The sequence below is a fragment of the Actinoallomurus rhizosphaericola genome, from assembly GCF_024055675.1.
GTDB classification, from domain to species: Bacteria; Actinomycetota; Actinomycetes; order Streptosporangiales; family Streptosporangiaceae; genus Actinoallomurus; species Actinoallomurus soli.
In genome coordinates this window covers 233,357-248,653 of record NZ_JAMXMW010000005.1, presented here as the reverse complement: position 1 = coordinate 248,653, position 15,297 = coordinate 233,357, and the positions used below count along the sequence as shown (strand labels likewise).

Genomic DNA, 15,297 nt, shown 5'->3' with positions numbered 1-15,297 from the left:
TCATGACCCGTCTTCCCTCAGTCCGTAATGATCGAGGCAGCGCGCCAGGTCACGACCGTCGTGGACCAGCACGTGGGTGATCGAGGTCACCGCTCCCGAGGCCTCGTCCACGTCCAGGTAGAGCTGGGCGATGGGTTCGCCATCGACTTCGACCTCGGTGATGGCCGGACACGGGCTACCGGGCGGCGCGGTCATGAGACACGGCAACCCATGCGGGGGGCAGACACCGTAGAACAGTGAGTTCTTGAAGAGCTCGACGAAGGAGTCCGGACCTTCGGCGCTCAACGCCTGAGCGATGTCGGAGACCAGGTCGGGAAAGACGTCCGCCAGACGAGGGTGCCGGTCCGTAGTCACGGCCGAGACGGTACGCACCGGCGGCAGATCGCGGTAGATGATCGCGGCAGACCTCCGGTGAAGCCCCCGTACACGACTGACGGCACCGCCGCAGTGCCGCCACTGCTCGCCGGAGGCAGCGGTGCGGGCCGGACCGGCCATACGTGCCCGGTCGATCGCAGCCGCTGCACGAAGACGGAGATCCTCTGGGCTCATCCGATTGCCCGAACAGCGGTATTCCTGCCCCCCTTTTCACTTCACCGTCACCGACAGACGAGTGATCGACGAGCGCAAGGTGGTGGACGCGCTCGGCGGGGAGCGGTGCCATCGCTCTGCGCCGAGACTTTCGGTGGTCCTGACAGCCGAAACTCTCGGCAACGATGGACGCCTGTGCCGTGAACGCGTTGCCCTCGACCTCGGCAGGCCACCCGGGTTCGCGATATGCAGCGGCGACCGCTTCCAGGACCGCCTTATCGGCTGTTCGCCGAGGCGGCGGACACTGTTGCGGAGTAAATCCCGTTTCACTAGCAGTAACAGGCCGTTCATAGGTCACTCTCGACATCACCGGAGAAGATTGACGCAGGCTCGCCGCTCAATCCTCGCCTTCTCACGGCGCGCAAGGCCGTTCGCGACGAAACACCGACCTTAACGGTAAGTGGTTATTCGAATGCGCAGAGTGATATCCATGGGGAGTCAGACACTCCGATACACCCGGAAGGGAGTCCCCGTGACCAAGCATGTTGCACTGGCCGGCCTGACCCTGGCCGTCACCGCGGTGGCCGCTGGCCCGGCCGTCGCAGCCACGACCTCCACCCCCCAGCGCATGGCGCGAGGCGCCGCCGCAGGCCGCCCGCTCCGGCACGCCCTACGGGCGTGCGGCGTGGGTGGGCGCCGGTCCCTCCGGCCGTGCCGATCGGGCGGCCGAGTGAACGCTTCCCCGTCGTCGATACTCCGCACGGCAACGAGACACGTAGCACCGTCACGCGCGCGTCGAATCGGCTAGACCTATGGCTGCTGGTACGCCCGCCATGAATGCCCGGCACTGGCCAGTCCTCGTTGCCGTGATCTTCTCAAGAGCCGTACGGACTTGTTGACGCTCTTCCTCGGGCAGTTCTCGCAGTGCCCCGGCGAGAACCGCTTGCCAGTGCTCCGGACGGCCGGCCTCCTCCGCCAACTCCCAGGGGTCGGAAGCCTCGATGCTCCACAGCATCTCCGCGATCACTTCGACAAGCCTGCCTGCAAGATCCGCAGATTGCCACATCGAATCCGTCCTTTCTCGCCTCCGGCGGGGGCGCTCAGGCTCGGGGGGATGGACCCCGCGCCGACACGATGCAACCGTGGTCAGTGGTTGAGGTGGAAGCCGGGTCACCCCCTCCACCGACGCTCCAGGCGAAGCCAAGCAGACCAGGCCCTCCGGGTCGAGGTCGTTCGTCCAGCGGGGCATTCCACCCCGACCCGGAGGGCTTGGCCCGCTTCCCTGACGGGTGGGAGCGACGGCAGAGGGGATGACCCGGCAGGCGGTGCTGTGGCGTACGGACGCCCTTAGATTCCGTGCCACACGCGTGCCAGATAGGCCGGTGATCAAGGGGGAACCACGGGGAACAGGGGATCATGAAAGCGAAACGGCCCCTGACCGCATCTCTGCTGGTCAGGGGCCGTTCTCCCTGCTGTGGCGGGTCCAGGATTCGAACCTGGGTAGGCTGAGCCGACGGATTTACAGGACGCCATGGGTTTTGGAGCCACTTCCCCACCGACCTGCACGGAATCTCAAGCGGCTCCCTCGGCGTCGGCAACGCATTCCGCGTATATTCCGGATCTTGAAACTGCTGCCCGGACTCGGTCGACTGAGCCGTGCTCCTTCCGCTGAGGTCCCAGCGCTGGCCCGCTAATGGCGCGGCGTGCGGCCCCCGCCACTCATCCCTTAGGTGGCGTCCACATGATCGACACAAGTCGGAGGGCTGCGGTTGCCAGGTGTTGGTCACCACGGACGTGAGCACGTACCGCGGCCTGTTCGGGTGTGATGCCGCGAGTGCACAGACGCCAAGTGGTGTCGGCGGACAGCTCGATCTGTGCGGTAGGTGCAGGGAACGGCTGATGCTGCAGCTTCCAAGCCTCCGATCCACGAACACAGCTCCACGTTCCTCCACCAAGTCCGGTCACAGTCACCTCAATAGCGGTGCCTTTGGGAGCGGTCACGTCGCGCATGGTGTGGGGCAACGCCCGTAGGAAGGTGTCCAGGACGGGACCGAGGTACTGCGGGTCGGTGAGTCCGGGTCGACCTGTGGCATCGCAGATCTGTTGATGATGGGTCCAGTACTCGCTGAAGTCCCGGGCGGCGTCAAGCCAGAATGGACATGGTCCAGGCCCGGCCCACCGCACTCGCGCACCAAGGGCATCCAGGTCAACCGTCGGCCAGAATCGCGCGATCTGCTCCCCTACGGTGGAGAGCAGATCAATCAGCAGTTGTGGGCTGATCCTGCGTGCGGTGACCACCCATTCTTCGTTGGTGCGGTCCAGATAGACAGTGAATGGTTCGGCGTCACGTGGATGCATCGCATGGAAGCCGTCACGGTGCATCGACAGCCGTCGGATATGGTCGTCCAACACGTGCGCGGCGACGTCCTTGACGGTCCATCCAGGGCAGATCGTGGGCCTGAGCCATTCATCGCTGGTGAGCTGACGAAGCAGGTCGATAAACGCGGCGTGCTGTTTGGCGAATAGCGGCCGAACATCGATGGCCGGCCCCAGCCAGGAAAGATCAGTCATCGGCTCACCTCAGGGATATGGACCATGGGCGCGTGGTACGGCGCGACCGTACGCCACGGGGGCCTGCATCACAACGGCCCGGCCTGGTCATCCCGTTCGCCGTCGGCCCACCCTCCGGGGAGCGGGCCAGGCCCCAGGGGTGAAGGTGGAGCGCCCCACCGGACGAACGACCTTCGCCCCTGGGGCCTGGTCTGCTCGGCTTGTCCTGGGACGACGGTGGACGGGATGACCAGGCTTCCACCTCAACCACCGACCAACCTGCGCCCGGTGTGGGTCCCATCCCGGAGCCGGAGCGCCCCTGCCGGAGGCGTCTTCTCCCGGACCCGTGATGTGGTGAGCGGGGGGCCTGCCAATCGCCGGAGGCGACCCGTAGGGCGAACGGAGTGAAGTTGGCCGGCGGTCCTGCGCCGTCCCCTGATGACGGTCTGGAGCTGGTAAGGCTGTGAGGAATCCGCGGTTGGTTCTTCGTTCGCCGGGGCCGCCCGATCGGCACGGTCGGAGGGACCGGCGCCCACGCCGCACGCCCGTAGGGCGTGCGGGAGCGGGCGGCCTGCGGCGGCGCTTGCGCCGCCGCCTTGACCGCCTACGGCGACGTGTGGGCTCAGACTCGCGTCTTGGCCCTTACGCCCGCTCAGGTCGCCTCTCCCTTGGCGCAGCGACCGTACGACCTGCGGCACGCGGGGGTGTCGCTGTGGCTCAACTCCGGTGTTCCGGCAACCGAGGTAGCCGAACGTGCCGGGCACAGTGTCAAGGTCCTGCTCCAGATCTACGCCAAGTGCATCGAGGGCCAACAGGACGGCGCGAACAAGCGGATCAGCGATGCGCTCGGCGAGTGATCAGATCTACCCTGTCGGGGCTCCGGTTCACGCCGGAGCCCTTCGCCGTTTCCGGGGCCTACCTGCGGAGACACGCCCGGATTCATTCCGCGTATATTCCGGGACCAGTGACAAGCGGCTGCATCCGGTGGCCGGTGGCTGCCTGGGACGATCAAGAAACGAAACGACCCCTGACCGCATCTCTGCTGGTCAGGGGCCGTCCCACCTGCTGTGGCGGGTCCAGGATTCGAACCTGGGTAGGCTGAGCCGACGGATTTACAGTCCGCTCCCATTGGCCACTCGGGCAACCCGCCGGGTAAGCCGCCGTAGCGACGCTCAGAAGGATAGCGGACTCTGGGCCCAAGGGTGACATCGGTTTCGGTCGGCGGGGCACCGGCGTCGGTGGCAGTGGAGCGGGCGAACGCTTACTAGGCTCTCCAGAGAGATCGTCGTTATCCGTGAGGACATGAACCGTGGCTTCGGAAAGCTCTTTCGACATCGTGTCAAAGCTCGACCGGCAGGAGGTGGACAACGCTCTGAACCAGGCCGCCAAGGAGATCGCCAACCGGTTCGACTTCCGTAACGTCGACGCGGGGATCCGGTGGTCGGGCGAGACCATCGAGGTCCAGGCCAACAGCGAGGAGCGCGCCAACGCCGTCCTCGACGTCTTCCAGGAGAAGCTGGTCAAGCGCGGCGTCTCTCTGAAGTCGATCGACGCGGGCGAGCCCAAGGCGTCCGGGAAGCTCTACAAGCTCACCATCGGGCTGAAGGAGGGCATCTCCCAGGAGGACGCCAAGAAGATCAGCAAGATCGTCCGGGACGAGGGTCCCAAGGGCGTGCGGGCGCAGATCCAGGGTGACGAGCTGCGGGTCAGCTCGAAGAAGAAGGACGACCTGCAGACGGTGATCACGCTGCTCAAGGGCAAGGACCTCGACGTCGCCCTCCAGTTCACGAACTACCGCTGACGAGGGCGTCGGCGTCCCGGCCGGTCGCCGTCCGCGAGGGTTCCTGAGCGCCGCCATGACGCGCCTGGGCTCCATCCGGGGCCCAGGCCAGGCGGCCGGCCCCGGACAGGCGTATCAGCCGTGCCGGTCTTGGCGATCACGTCCCGGGGCCGAGCGAAATGCGCGGTGAAGGTGACCTACGGTGGCCACCTCGCCGCCGCAGTGGACCGCGTCTCGTCCTGCGCGGACGGGTCGTCGGTCTCACGGTGTGAGGAACGTCACCGGCGGTAGCCGGCCATCTCCTCGAGGCGGGCGATGCGCTGGGCGGTCGGCGGATGGGTCGAGAACAGGCGGACGACGCCCTCGCCGCGGAACGGGTTGGCGATCATCAGGTGGCTGACCGCGGTCAGGCGGCCGTCCTCCGGCAGCGGGAGCCGCCGGGTGCCGCCTTCGATCTTGCGGAGGGCGGAGGCCAGGGCGAGCGGGTCGCCGCTGAGCTGGGCGCCCGAGGCGTCGGCCTGGAACTCGCGGGTGCGGCTGATGGCCAGCTGCACGATCGTGGCGGCGATCGGGCCGAGGAACATCATCAGCAGCGCGCCGAGCACGCCGGGGCCGTCCTCGTCGTCGGAGTTGCCCAGGGGGATGAGCCAGGCGAGGTTGGCCACCCAGGTGACGACGGCGGCGAGGGCCCCGGCCACCGACGAGATCAGGATGTCGCGGTTGTAGACGTGCGACAGCTCGTGCGCGAGGACGGCGCGCAGCTCCCGCTCGTCGAGGATCTGCAGGATGCCCGTCGTGCAGCAGACCGCGGCGTTGCGCGGGTTGCGGCCGGTGGCGAAGGCGTTCGGCGCGATCGTGGGTGAGATGTACAGGCGTGGCATGGGATGCCGGGCGCCGGTCGACAGCTCCCGGACGATGCGGTACATCGCGGGCTGCTCGACCTCGCTCACGGGCCGGGCGCGCATCGCGGACAGGGCGATGCGGTCGCTGAAGAAGTACGCGACGCCGTTCGTGGCCACCGCGATGACCAGCGCGATGGTCAGACCCGCACGACCGCCCAGCGCGCCTCCGATGAGGAGGATCAGCGCCGACATGACCCCCAGCAGGGCGGCCGTCTTGACACCGTTGAAACGCACCTGCGGCACCTCCCCTTGTCCCCGTAGGATCAACGGGCTGACCTGGAGAAATGTTCCCCGTTAGGGGACGGCGAGCGCGGCCGCGTGCAGGACCAGTTCAGGGGCCGCGGACACCACGACGGCCGCGGCCAGGGCGACCGCGATCGCGACGCCGCCCGCGCGGCCGGCCCGTACGCGCCGGGCCTTTCCGGCGGCGAAGAGCCGCGTGGCCCAGGTCAGGTAGTAGTAAAGGCCGATGACGGTGTTCACCGCCATGATCACGGCGAGCCAGGTCGCGGCGCCGCCGACCGCCGCGCGGAACACCACGACCTTGGCGAGCAGCCCCATGACGCCCGGTGGGAGCCCGGCCAGGCACAGGAGGAAGAACGCGAGGGCGAGGCCGCTGCCCGGGTTGGCGCGGGCGAGGCCCCGGTAGGACTCCAGGTCGCGGATCCCGCGCCGGGCCGCGACCGTGACGACCGCGAACGCGCCGATGTTCATGATCGCGTACATGGCGACGTATGCGGCCGTGGCCGTCATCCACTGGTGCGGGCGAACGTGCGCTCCCCCGGCCATCGGAGCGAGGATGTAGCCGCTCTGCGCCACCGAGGACCACGCCAGCAGCCGTACGGCGTCGGTCTGGCGGAGCGCGAGGAGGTTGCCGAGTGTCATGGTCGCCGCGGCCAGCACGCCCATCAGCGGGCCCCACGTGTGGCCGTACGGCCAGAAGCCGGCGGTCAGCACGAGGGTCAGCCCGGCGAAGCCGCCCGCCTTCGACACGACGGACAGGAACGCGGCGACCGGCAGCGGAGAGCCCTGGTAGACGTCCGGCGCCCAGAAGTGGAACGGCACCGCCGCGATCTTGAAGCCGAACCCGGCGACCGTCAGGACGATGCCCGCGGCCGCCACGGGCCGCAGGTCGCCGTGGACGCGGGTCAGCCCGGCGGCCACCCGGTCGAGGTGCATCGCGCCGGTGACGCCGTACACGAGGCTGATCCCGAACAGCGTGACCGCCGACGACACGACCGACACGAGGAACAGCTTGAGCGCCGCCTCGGACGCCGTCCCGTCGTACCTCCGCAGGGCGACGAGCGCGAACACCGGCAGCGACAGCGTCTCCAGCGCGACGACCAGCGTGATCAGGTCCCGGCCCGCCGCGAGCAGCAGCGCCCCGAGGATCGCGGCGAGCAGCAGGAAGTGGTACTCCCCCACCGGCAGCGCCGACCGCCGCATCTCGCCGTGGGACAGCAGGACGACCACGATGGCCGCCAGCAGCACCACCGCCTGGAACAGCACGGTGAAGTCGTCGGCGACGTAGGAGCAGGAGACGTGCTCGCCGGCCCGCGTCGCGGCCGCGCAGAACGTCGACCGCCCGTGCCCGAACGGCAGCGCGACCGCCGCCGCGATCAGCGACACGGCGGTGAGCCCGCCGACGGCCTTCGCGGGCGCGCCGAACGCGTCGGCCAGCAGCACGGCCACGGCCGCCACCGAGACGATCAGGGCCGGGAGGATCGCCAGGTAGCCGATGGAATGGATCATCGTCCCCCCAGGAGCAGGCGTACGGCCCCGTCGGTGAGGGCGAGGAGCGTCTTCGGCCACAGGCCGATGAACAGCGTGGCGGTGATCAGCGGGGTCCAGGCCAGCAGTTCGTGCGAGCGTACGTCGGCGAACCGCGCCGTGCGCCAGCGTTCGGCCACCGGGCCGTGGGTGACCCGCGACAGCAACCGCAGGAAGTAGGCGGCGGTCAGCACCGCGCCGAGCCCGCCGACGGCCATGAACGTGATGAACGTCGGCCTCGGCAGCCCGCTGTGCGGCTCGTACGCGCCGAGCAGGGCCAGCATCTCGCCCCAGAAGCCGGCCAGGCCGGGCAGGCCCATGCTCGCCACCGCGGCGAACGTGAGGATGGAGGCGAGGTACGGGGCCTTGGCGAGCATGCCGCCGCCGAGGGCGTCTAGGTCGCCGGTGCCGTACCGCTCCTTGATCGCCCCGGCCAGGAAGAACAGCAGGCCGGTGATGAGGCCGTGCGCGATGTTGCCGAACAGCGCGGCATTCAGCCCGACGGGCGTGAGCGTCGCGATGCCGAGCAGGACGAAGCCCATGTGCCCGATGGACGAGTAGGCGATCATCCGCTTGAGCTCGCGCTGCGCGAGGCAGGCCAGCGCGCCGTACACGATCCCGATGACGGCGAGGAGGCCGAGCCAGGGCGCCCAGACCTTCGCGCCCTCCGGCGCCATCGGCACGGCGATGCGGACGAAGCCGTACGTGCCCATCTTCAGCAGCACCCCGGCCAGCAGCACCGAGCCGATGGTCGGCGCCTCGGTGTGGGCGTCCGGCAGCCAGGTGTGCAGCGGCCACATCGGCGTCTTGACCGCGAAGCCGAGGGCGAGCAGCCCGAACGCGGCGACCTGCAGGCCGTGCGACAGGCCGGCGCCGTGCCGGGCGGTGAGGGCGGTCATGTCGAGGGTGCGGGCGTTCACCGCGACGATGAGGATGCCGACGAGCAGGAAGCCGGAGCCGAGCAGCGTGTAGAGGATGAACTTGTTCGCCGCCGCACGGGCGCGCGGCGCGGCGTCCTTGCCCGAACCGCCCCAGTCGGCGATCACGAAGTACATCGGGATGAGGACGACCTCGAAGAACACGAAGAACAGCAGGAGGTCGAGCGCGACGAACGTGCCCAGCATGCCGACCTCGAGCAGCAGGACCAGCCCGATCAGCGCCTGCGGCGACCCGCCCCGCGACCCGGCCGGGACCGGCAGCGCGCGGGCGGTGTAGACCATGCACAGGAACGTCAGCGCCGCCGTCAGCACGACGAGCGGCAGCGAGATGCCGTCGACGCCCAGGTGGAAGCGGAGCCCGATGGACTTCGCCCAGGGGACGTTCACGCCGAGCTGCGCGCCGCGCCGGCCGTAGTCGAAGGCGGCCGCGGCCGCGACCGCCAGCACCAGCGTCACACCGGACACGGCCAGGCCGTACAGCCGCGCCAGGCGCGTCACCCGGCGCGGGCTCCCCGGCAGGGGGACGAGCATCCCTAGCGCCCCGATGAAGGGTACCGCGAGCATCGCCGCGAGGATCATGTCGACACCGCCCGCTTCGCCGCGACGATCACGTCAGCACCACCACCGCGACCACGATCAGCACCACTCCCGCGAAGAGCCCGGAGACGTACGCCTGCGCGTTGCCGTTCTCGGTGGCCCGCAGGAGGCCGCCGAGCCGCCGCGCGCCCCGGCCGGAGCCCTCGACGCCGGCGTCGACGACGCGCTCGTCGGCGTGGACGACGAGCCGGGCGAGGGCCCGCACCGGCCGTACGATCGCCACGTCATAGACGGTGTCGAGGTAGAAGGCCTCGCGCAGCACGGGCCGGAGCGGGCCGAGCAGGCGGACGGGGTCCAGGGCCGGGTCGTTGTTCCAGACGAGGTACACGCCGCCCGCACCTGCGGCGGCGCACAGCAGCGAGATCACCGCCATGCCCCACTCGGGCCGCAGCTCGGCGCTGCCCAGCCCGAAGAAGCCCAGGATGAGCGCCGGGACCGCCAGCGCCGCGACCGGCCAGCGCATCAGCGGCGTCGCCTCCCGCGCCCGTACCGCCGACCGCCGCTCACCGAAGAACGTCACCAGCCAGGTCCGCGTGGCGTACGCAGCGGTGATCACCACGGTCAGGAGCCCGGTGACCAGCACGAGCCAGGCGACCCACGACGGGATGTGCGGGACGGGCGCGCCCATCCTGTGCGGCGGGACCTTCACCTGCACGGCCACGAAGGACACAGTGCGTCCCGGCAGGTGCGGTCGCGCGGTCAGCGGCGTGTAGGCGAACCAGCCGCCGGCGGGTGGCGTTCCGCGATCGTGGGCGGCCTTCCACGCCTGGGACAGGATCGTGTCCTTGCTGAAGAAGCCGCTGGCGGGCGGGATGCCGGCCAGAGCCGCGAACCCGACCGTCATCGACCAGAACGTCACCGGCATGGCCAGGCGCAGGCCGCCCATGGCGCTCATCAGGTTCGAGCCGACCGTGACGATGACGCAGCCCGCGCCGAGGAACAGCAGCGCCTTGAACGCCCCGTGCGCCAGCAGGTGGAAGACCGCGCCGTCCCGGGCGCCGACCGCCAGGCCGGCCGCCATGTACGCGAGCTGGCTGATCGTCGAGTAGGCCAGCACGCGCTTGAGATCGTCCTGGGCGAGCGCGGCCAGCGCGGCGCCGAGCATGGAGATCGCCGCGATCACGCCGAGGACCGCCAGCGACGTCGGCGCGAAGAAGAACGCCGGGTACAGCCGGGCGACGACGTACACCCCCGCCGCGACCATCGTCGCGGCGTGGATCAGCGCGCTGATCGGGGTGGGACCGGCCATGGCGTCCGGCAGCCAGGTGTGCAGCGGGAACTGCGCGCTCTTGCCCGCGACCCCGCACAGCAGCAGGAGCGTGCCCGCCAGCAGCGCGGTGTGCGGCATGACCCCGACCCGCCCGATGATCTGCCGGATCTGGAACGAGTCCGCCGCCAGGCCCAGCACGAAGATCCCGAACAGGAAGCCGACGTCGCCGAGCCGGGTGACGAGGAACGCCTTCACGGCCGCGCGCGAGGTGGCCCGGTCGTGCCAGTAGTGCCCGATGAGGAAGTACGAGCAGATGCCCATGACCTCCCACCCGACGTACAGCACGAGCAGGTCGCCGGACAGGACCACGAGCAGCATCGCCGCGGTGAACAGCGACACGAACGCGGCGTAGGAGGAGTAGCGCGGGTCGTCGCGCATGTAGGCGACGGAGTAGATCTGCACCGCCAGCGCCACGCAGCAGACCAGGAGCGCGACCACCGAGGCGAGCCCGTCGACCTGCAGGGACAGCGTGATCTCCGTCGTGCCCGTCGGAACGCGGGTCAGCGTGCCGACGTGCGAGGCGGGGTGCCGCAGCTGGTCGACGGCGAGCACGGCGGTGAGCACGGTGGACACGGCGACCGGCACGACGGCGATGAGCGCCGGGCCGTTCGCGGGCATCCGCCGCGCCAGCACGAGCGCGCCGCGCCGCGCGGTGCCGGGAGCGGGCTTGCGCACCCGGCGGGCCAGCGGGGACAGCAGATGCGACACGGTGTGCCCGAACAGCATGCCGACCAGGGCGGCGGCGAACGGGAGCACGACCGCGACGGCCGCCACGACGATCACCGGCGCACCCCTTCGTCGTCGGTCATGGACCCGACGTCGGAGTCGGGGTCCGGGTCGCCCTCGGCGAGGGTACGGAGCCGGTCGACGTCGACCGTACGGCGGTTGCGGTAGATCAGCAGCACCAGCGCCAGGCCGATGCCCACCTCGGCGGCGGCCAGCACGATGACGAACAGCGTCAGTATCTGGCCGCCGTGCAGCCGGTCGGCCCACCGCATGTCGAAGACGACGAGGTTGAGGTTGACCGCGTTGAGCATCAGCTCGACGGACATCAGCACGAGGATCGCGTTGCGCCGGGCGAGCACGCCGTACACGCCCACGGCGAACAGCAGCGCCGCGATCACCACCGGGTAGACGAGATGCATCAGATCTCCTCGTCCACGCGGGACAGCACGATGGTGTCCTCGTCGTCGGGACCCGTACGCCGCTTGGCCGTGCCGAGGCGCCGCGCGACCGCGCCGCGGGGCGCCGCGGGCCGGCGGCGGGGCTCGGGGTCCTCCTCCTCGGGCTCCGGTCCGGCGCCGCGGATGTCGGTACGGGACAGCACGATCGCGCCGATCAGCGCGGCCAGCAGCAGCACCGACAGCGCCTCGAACGGCAGCACCCAGGTCTGGAACAGGCTCCCGCCGAGCGTGTGCGACGACCCGCTGCCCACCCGGTCCTTGATCGGAACGTACGCCGAGCGGAACCCGCGGACCAGCGTCGTCACCAGGACCGCCGCGGTCGCCATCGCGACGACGAGGGCGACGATCCGGTTGCCCGAGTCCAGGTCCTCCGAGCGCCCGATCGGCGCGCGGGTCAGCATGATCCCGAACAGGAGGAGCACGACGACCGCGCCGACGTAGATCAGCACCTGCACCCAGGCGACGAACTCCGCCGTCAGCACGAGGTACGAGCCGGCCAGCGCGCCGAACGACACGACCAGCCACAGCGCGGCGTGCACGAGCTGCCGGGTGGCGACCACGAGCACGCCGGAGCCCACCGCGACCACTCCGAGCAGCACGATGACGACGTCCGCCGCGGTCACCTCGTCTTCAGCTCCTTGGGCGGCTCGGCGCCGGGGTCGTGCGCGGGCGGGGGCGGCACCGTCCACATCCACTCGCGGAGCCGCTCCCGCTCATGCGTCAGCTCGGCGATGTCGTACTCGGCGTACTCGAACTCCGGCGACCAGAACAGCGCGTCGAACGGGCACGCCTCGATGCAGATCCCGCAGTACATGCACAGCGCGAAGTCGATGGCGAACCGGTCGAGGACGTTACGGGTGCGCGCCCGGCCGCCGGTCGGCGCGGGCAGCGTCTCCTTGTGCGAGTCGATGTAGATGCACCAGTCGGGACACTCGCGGGCGCAGAGCATGCAGACGGTGCAGTTCTCCTCGAACAGCGCGATCACGCCACGACTGCGGGGCGGCAGGTCGGGCTGCACCTCGGGGTACTGCCGCGTGATCGAACGCCGCGTCATCGTGCGCAGCGTCACCGCGAGCCCCTTCGCCAGGCCAGTTCCGGGAAGCCGTGCCACGGTTCACCATGATTACTTATAGGGAGCGTCTTTCGCACACGACCGTATACCCATCCAGCCGGAACGGGTTGCGGCGCTGCGGCGCTCGACCGGCTTACCATCGGGCCATGACGCGGTCGCCGATGCCCCCGCCCGGACGACGGCCGTCTCAGCTTCCGCCGCGTCCTCCCTCGGACGGCCTGGGCTGGTCGGTGGTGCCGCTGATCACCCTCGGCGTCGGCTCGCCGGTCTCGTTCCTGTACGCCGCGGTCCGGCGGCGTTCGGCGGGGCTGGCGGTCGCCGCGGCGGTATACGCCGGCGCGCTGGTGGCGGCGTACGAGGCGCTCCTCGCACCGGGCGACGAGCCGCACACCCTCGGCCTGCTCCTGCTCCTGGGCACCTGGATCGTCAGCGCCATGCACGCGATCGGCGCCCGCCCCCGCCTGTACCCGCCCGCCGACCCCAGCGACCAGCGGAACCGCCGGGTCGTCGAGGCGGCGCGGTACCGCCGGACGCTCCGCGAGGAGGCCCGCCGGATCGCGCTGGAGGACCGCGGCCTGGCGCACGAGCTGCGCATCGGCCGGCCCGACCTCGGCGCGCGCGCGTACGACGACGGAGGGCTGATCGACGTGAACCACGCGCCGCCGCAGGCGCTGGCCCTGCTGCCGGGCGTGACGCCAGAGCTCGTCGACCGGATCGTCCGCTGCCGGGCCGAGCACGGCGGGTTCATCTCGGCCGAGGAGCTGGCGATCCAGGCCGACCTGCCGCCGCGGATCGTCCCCGACATCGCCGAGTACGGCCTGTTCCTCACCTGAGGGGCTCGGGGGTGGGGTGAACCGAACCCCGGATATCCGTACTCTCACGATCGCCCGGTGAGGCGCTCGGCCGCGAGCATGAAGGCACGACATCGCCGCTCGACGGAGGAGATCCCCGATGACCGCTCTGACCTCTGGTTCCCTGATGACCGGCTGGTGGCGGACGCCGTTCACCGCCGAGCCGTGGCGGCGCACCGCCTACGTTCTGCTGGCGCCCGTCGCCGCGGTGGTCGCGGTCGCCGACGGCGGGCGGGTGCAGCGCCGGCTGGCGGGCGCGCTCCTCGGCCGCGGCGTGCGGGCCGGCCGGCTGCGCGGCGTCGCCGTCCTGCCGCTCGCCCTCGTCAGCCTCGTGATCATCGGCTACGGGTGGTCGCTCGTGGCCCTCAACCTGGGCTACCCGGTACGTTGGCTGATCGGCATGGGCGGATCGTACGAGCACGCGTGGGGCGGCCCCACGTTCGCCGGGGTGTGGGCCTTCCACGCCGTCTTCGGCGGGCTGACCTTCCTGTACCTCATGCCGTGGATCCTGCGCGGCCTGACCGCCCTGCACGTCCGGGTCCTGGGGCGATGGCACGGCTGATCCCCGGCGCGGCGTCCCGTCCGGCGACCGCCATGTGGGCGGCCTTCGGCCGGCGGGCGGCGGGCGAGCTGCTGTACGCCGTGGTGACCATGCCGGTGGCCGTCCTCGGCTTCGGCTACGCGATGGCGACGCTGGTGTTCGGCACCGGCCTGGCCGTCACCGCGGCCGGCATTCCGCTCCTCGCCGTGGCCCTGATCGGCGCCCGGCGGTTCGGCGGCCTGTACCGCGGGCTCGCCGGGCGGCTCCTCGGCGAGCGCGTGCCGCCGCCGGCGCCCCACCGCCCCGGCACCGGGTTCTACGGCCGGGTCCAGGCCGTGCTCGGCGACGCCGCCGGCTGGCGGGCGATGGCGTATCTCCTCCTGCGGCTGCCCGTCGCCCTCCTCCACCTCTACGTCATCCTCTTCACCTGGGGATGGGGCTTCGTCGCGCTGACCTATCCGCTGCAGCACGCGTTCGGCCTGAACGAGGTCACGACCCGTGACGAGCAGGGCATGATCAGGCACGGTTTCGCGGTCGGCGGACTCCACCTCGACACCTGGCCCCGCGCCCTGCTCGTCTCGGTGGTCGGCGCGGTCCTCCTGTTCGTCGCGCCCACGGCGGTACGCGCGGTCGTGCTGCTGGACCGGACGCTGATCCGGCGGCTCCTGGGCGATTCCTCCCCCGCCGAACGCATCCGCACGCTGGAGGAGACCCGCGCGCGGGCGGTCGACGACGCCGCCGCGACGCTCCGCCGCATCGAACGCGACCTGCACGACGGCGCGCAGGCCCGCCTCGTCGCGCTGACGATGCAGCTCACCCTGCTGCGGGAGACGGCACCGGAGGGCCCGGTCCGGGACCTCGCCACCGCCGCCCAGGCGACGGCCCGGGAGGCCGTCACCGAACTGCGCGAGCTCGTACGCGGCATCCACCCGCCGGTCCTGGACAGCGGCCTGGACGCCGCCCTGGCCTCGCTCGTGGCGCGCGCCGGCCTGCCCGTCGAGCTGCGCGCCGACATTCCCGTACGGCCCACGGCGGCGATCGAGTCGATCGCGTACTTCTGCGCGGCGGAGCTGCTGACCAACGTGATCAAGCACAGCGGCGCCACCCGTGCCGAGATCGAGGTGGTGCAGCGCGACGACCGGCTGCGCCTGCGCGTACGGGACGACGGCGCGGGCGGCGCGGTCGTCGGCGCGGGGTCGGGCCTGTCCGGCCTCGCCGAGCGGATCCGGCCCGTCGACGGCCGCTTGGAGGTCGACAGCCCGGCCGGTGGCCCTACGGTGATCAGCATCGAACTCCCTTCCCACGCCTGAGGAC

The 15,297-nt window shown here is 70.7% G+C and carries 15 protein-coding genes and 1 tRNA gene; 5 read left to right on the top strand and 11 right to left on the bottom strand.

What is annotated here, in order from left to right:
* The 3 genes from NE234_RS14730 to NE234_RS14720 form a co-directional block, all read right to left on the bottom strand.
* Complete coding sequence (locus NE234_RS14730) at window positions 1-354, bottom strand: hypothetical protein (protein WP_252780177.1); 354 nt, start codon at window positions 352-354, stop codon at window positions 1-3.
* Window positions 355-1,312: 958 nt separating this feature from the next.
* The gene (locus NE234_RS14725) at window positions 1,313-1,594 is read right to left on the bottom strand and encodes a hypothetical protein (protein ID WP_252780174.1); all 282 of its coding nucleotides are present in this window, start codon (window positions 1,592-1,594) and stop codon (window positions 1,313-1,315) included.
* A gap of 653 nt (window positions 1,595-2,247) precedes the next feature.
* Window positions 2,248-3,099 carry a maleylpyruvate isomerase family mycothiol-dependent enzyme gene (locus NE234_RS14720; protein ID WP_252780164.1) on the bottom strand — a complete coding sequence of 284 codons (852 nt, stop codon included), beginning with the start codon at window positions 3,097-3,099 and terminating at the stop codon, window positions 2,248-2,250.
* A gap of 647 nt (window positions 3,100-3,746) precedes the next feature.
* On the opposite strand from NE234_RS14720, the gene NE234_RS14715 reads away from it, so the two are divergent.
* Window positions 3,747-3,935, top strand: coding sequence for a site-specific integrase (locus NE234_RS14715; protein WP_252780153.1), 189 nt, complete (start codon window positions 3,747-3,749; stop codon window positions 3,933-3,935).
* 211 nt (window positions 3,936-4,146) lie between these two features.
* Here the strand turns inward: NE234_RS14715 and NE234_RS14710 are convergent.
* Window positions 4,147-4,228: transfer RNA gene (locus NE234_RS14710), tRNA-Tyr, on the bottom strand.
* Between the two features lie 159 nt (window positions 4,229-4,387).
* On the opposite strand from NE234_RS14710, the gene NE234_RS14705 reads away from it, so the two are divergent.
* Window positions 4,388-4,879, top strand: coding sequence for a YajQ family cyclic di-GMP-binding protein (locus tag NE234_RS14705; RefSeq protein ID WP_252780151.1), 492 nt, complete (start codon window positions 4,388-4,390; stop codon window positions 4,877-4,879).
* A gap of 257 nt (window positions 4,880-5,136) precedes the next feature.
* Here NE234_RS14705 and htpX read toward each other — a convergent pair whose 3' ends face one another.
* From htpX to NE234_RS14670, 7 genes are read right to left on the bottom strand one after another with little or no spacing between them, the layout of a single operon-like run.
* On the bottom strand, window positions 5,137-5,994 hold the full coding sequence (gene htpX / locus NE234_RS14700) for a zinc metalloprotease HtpX (RefSeq protein WP_252780148.1): 858 nt from the start codon (window positions 5,992-5,994) through the stop codon (window positions 5,137-5,139).
* Window positions 5,995-6,054: 60 nt separating this feature from the next.
* A complete protein-coding gene (locus tag NE234_RS14695) occupies window positions 6,055-7,512 on the bottom strand; it encodes an NADH-quinone oxidoreductase subunit N (protein ID WP_252780145.1) in 1,458 nt (485 codons plus the stop codon).
* Complete coding sequence (locus NE234_RS14690) at window positions 7,509-9,032, bottom strand: complex I subunit 4 family protein (RefSeq protein WP_252780143.1); 1,524 nt, start codon at window positions 9,030-9,032, stop codon at window positions 7,509-7,511. Before NE234_RS14690 ends, NE234_RS14695 begins: the two co-directional genes overlap by 4 nt.
* Window positions 9,033-9,075: 43 nt before the next feature.
* Window positions 9,076-11,118 (bottom strand): NADH-quinone oxidoreductase subunit 5 family protein, encoded by a 2,043-nt coding sequence (locus tag NE234_RS14685; RefSeq protein WP_252780131.1) that lies wholly within the window; start codon window positions 11,116-11,118, stop codon window positions 9,076-9,078.
* On the bottom strand, window positions 11,115-11,480 hold the full coding sequence (gene nuoK, locus NE234_RS14680; protein ID WP_252780099.1) for an NADH-quinone oxidoreductase subunit NuoK: 366 nt from the start codon (window positions 11,478-11,480) through the stop codon (window positions 11,115-11,117). Before nuoK ends, NE234_RS14685 begins: the two co-directional genes overlap by 4 nt.
* The gene (locus tag NE234_RS14675; RefSeq protein ID WP_252780096.1) at window positions 11,480-12,142 is read right to left on the bottom strand and encodes an NADH-quinone oxidoreductase subunit J family protein; all 663 of its coding nucleotides are present in this window, start codon (window positions 12,140-12,142) and stop codon (window positions 11,480-11,482) included. Before NE234_RS14675 ends, nuoK begins: the two co-directional genes overlap by 1 nt.
* Window positions 12,139-12,630 (bottom strand): NuoI/complex I 23 kDa subunit family protein, encoded by a 492-nt coding sequence (locus NE234_RS14670; RefSeq protein ID WP_252780093.1) that lies wholly within the window; start codon window positions 12,628-12,630, stop codon window positions 12,139-12,141. The genes NE234_RS14675 and NE234_RS14670 overlap by 4 nt, the downstream gene beginning before the upstream one ends.
* 107 nt (window positions 12,631-12,737) lie before the next feature.
* Here NE234_RS14670 and NE234_RS14665 point away from each other — a divergent pair, with 107 nt between their 5' ends.
* From NE234_RS14665 to NE234_RS14655, 3 genes are all read left to right on the top strand, one after another.
* Window positions 12,738-13,424: a ComEA family DNA-binding protein gene (locus NE234_RS14665; protein WP_252780091.1), complete on the top strand. Its 687-nt coding sequence runs from the start codon at window positions 12,738-12,740 to the stop codon at window positions 13,422-13,424.
* A gap of 118 nt (window positions 13,425-13,542) precedes the next feature.
* Complete coding sequence (locus NE234_RS14660) at window positions 13,543-14,004, top strand: hypothetical protein (RefSeq protein WP_252780088.1); 462 nt, start codon at window positions 13,543-13,545, stop codon at window positions 14,002-14,004.
* Window positions 13,992-15,293, top strand: a complete 1,302-nt coding sequence (locus NE234_RS14655; RefSeq protein WP_252780085.1) for a sensor histidine kinase — start codon at window positions 13,992-13,994, stop codon at window positions 15,291-15,293. Before NE234_RS14660 ends, NE234_RS14655 begins: the two co-directional genes overlap by 13 nt.
* Window positions 15,294-15,297: the final 4 nt, after the last annotated feature.

Excerpts from the sequence above, each read along its gene's own strand:
- NE234_RS14725 (WP_252780174.1), bottom strand. The coding sequence starts at position 1,594 with ATGTGGCAATCTGCGGATCTTGCAGGCAGGCTTGTCGAAGTGATCGCG.
- NE234_RS14720 (WP_252780164.1), bottom strand. The coding sequence starts at position 3,099 with ATGACTGATCTTTCCTGGCTGGGGCCGGCCATCGATGTTCGGCCGCTA.
- NE234_RS14695 (WP_252780145.1), bottom strand. The coding sequence starts at position 7,512 with ATGATCCATTCCATCGGCTACCTGGCGATCCTCCCGGCCCTGATCGTC.
- NE234_RS14690 (WP_252780143.1), bottom strand. The coding sequence starts at position 9,032 with ATGCTCGCGGTACCCTTCATCGGGGCGCTAGGGATGCTCGTCCCCCTG.
- nuoK (WP_252780099.1), bottom strand. The coding sequence starts at position 11,480 with ATGCATCTCGTCTACCCGGTGGTGATCGCGGCGCTGCTGTTCGCCGTG.
- NE234_RS14665 (WP_252780091.1), top strand. The coding sequence starts at position 12,738 with ATGACGCGGTCGCCGATGCCCCCGCCCGGACGACGGCCGTCTCAGCTT.
- NE234_RS14660 (WP_252780088.1), top strand. The coding sequence starts at position 13,543 with ATGACCGCTCTGACCTCTGGTTCCCTGATGACCGGCTGGTGGCGGACG.
- NE234_RS14655 (WP_252780085.1), top strand. The coding sequence starts at position 13,992 with ATGGCACGGCTGATCCCCGGCGCGGCGTCCCGTCCGGCGACCGCCATG.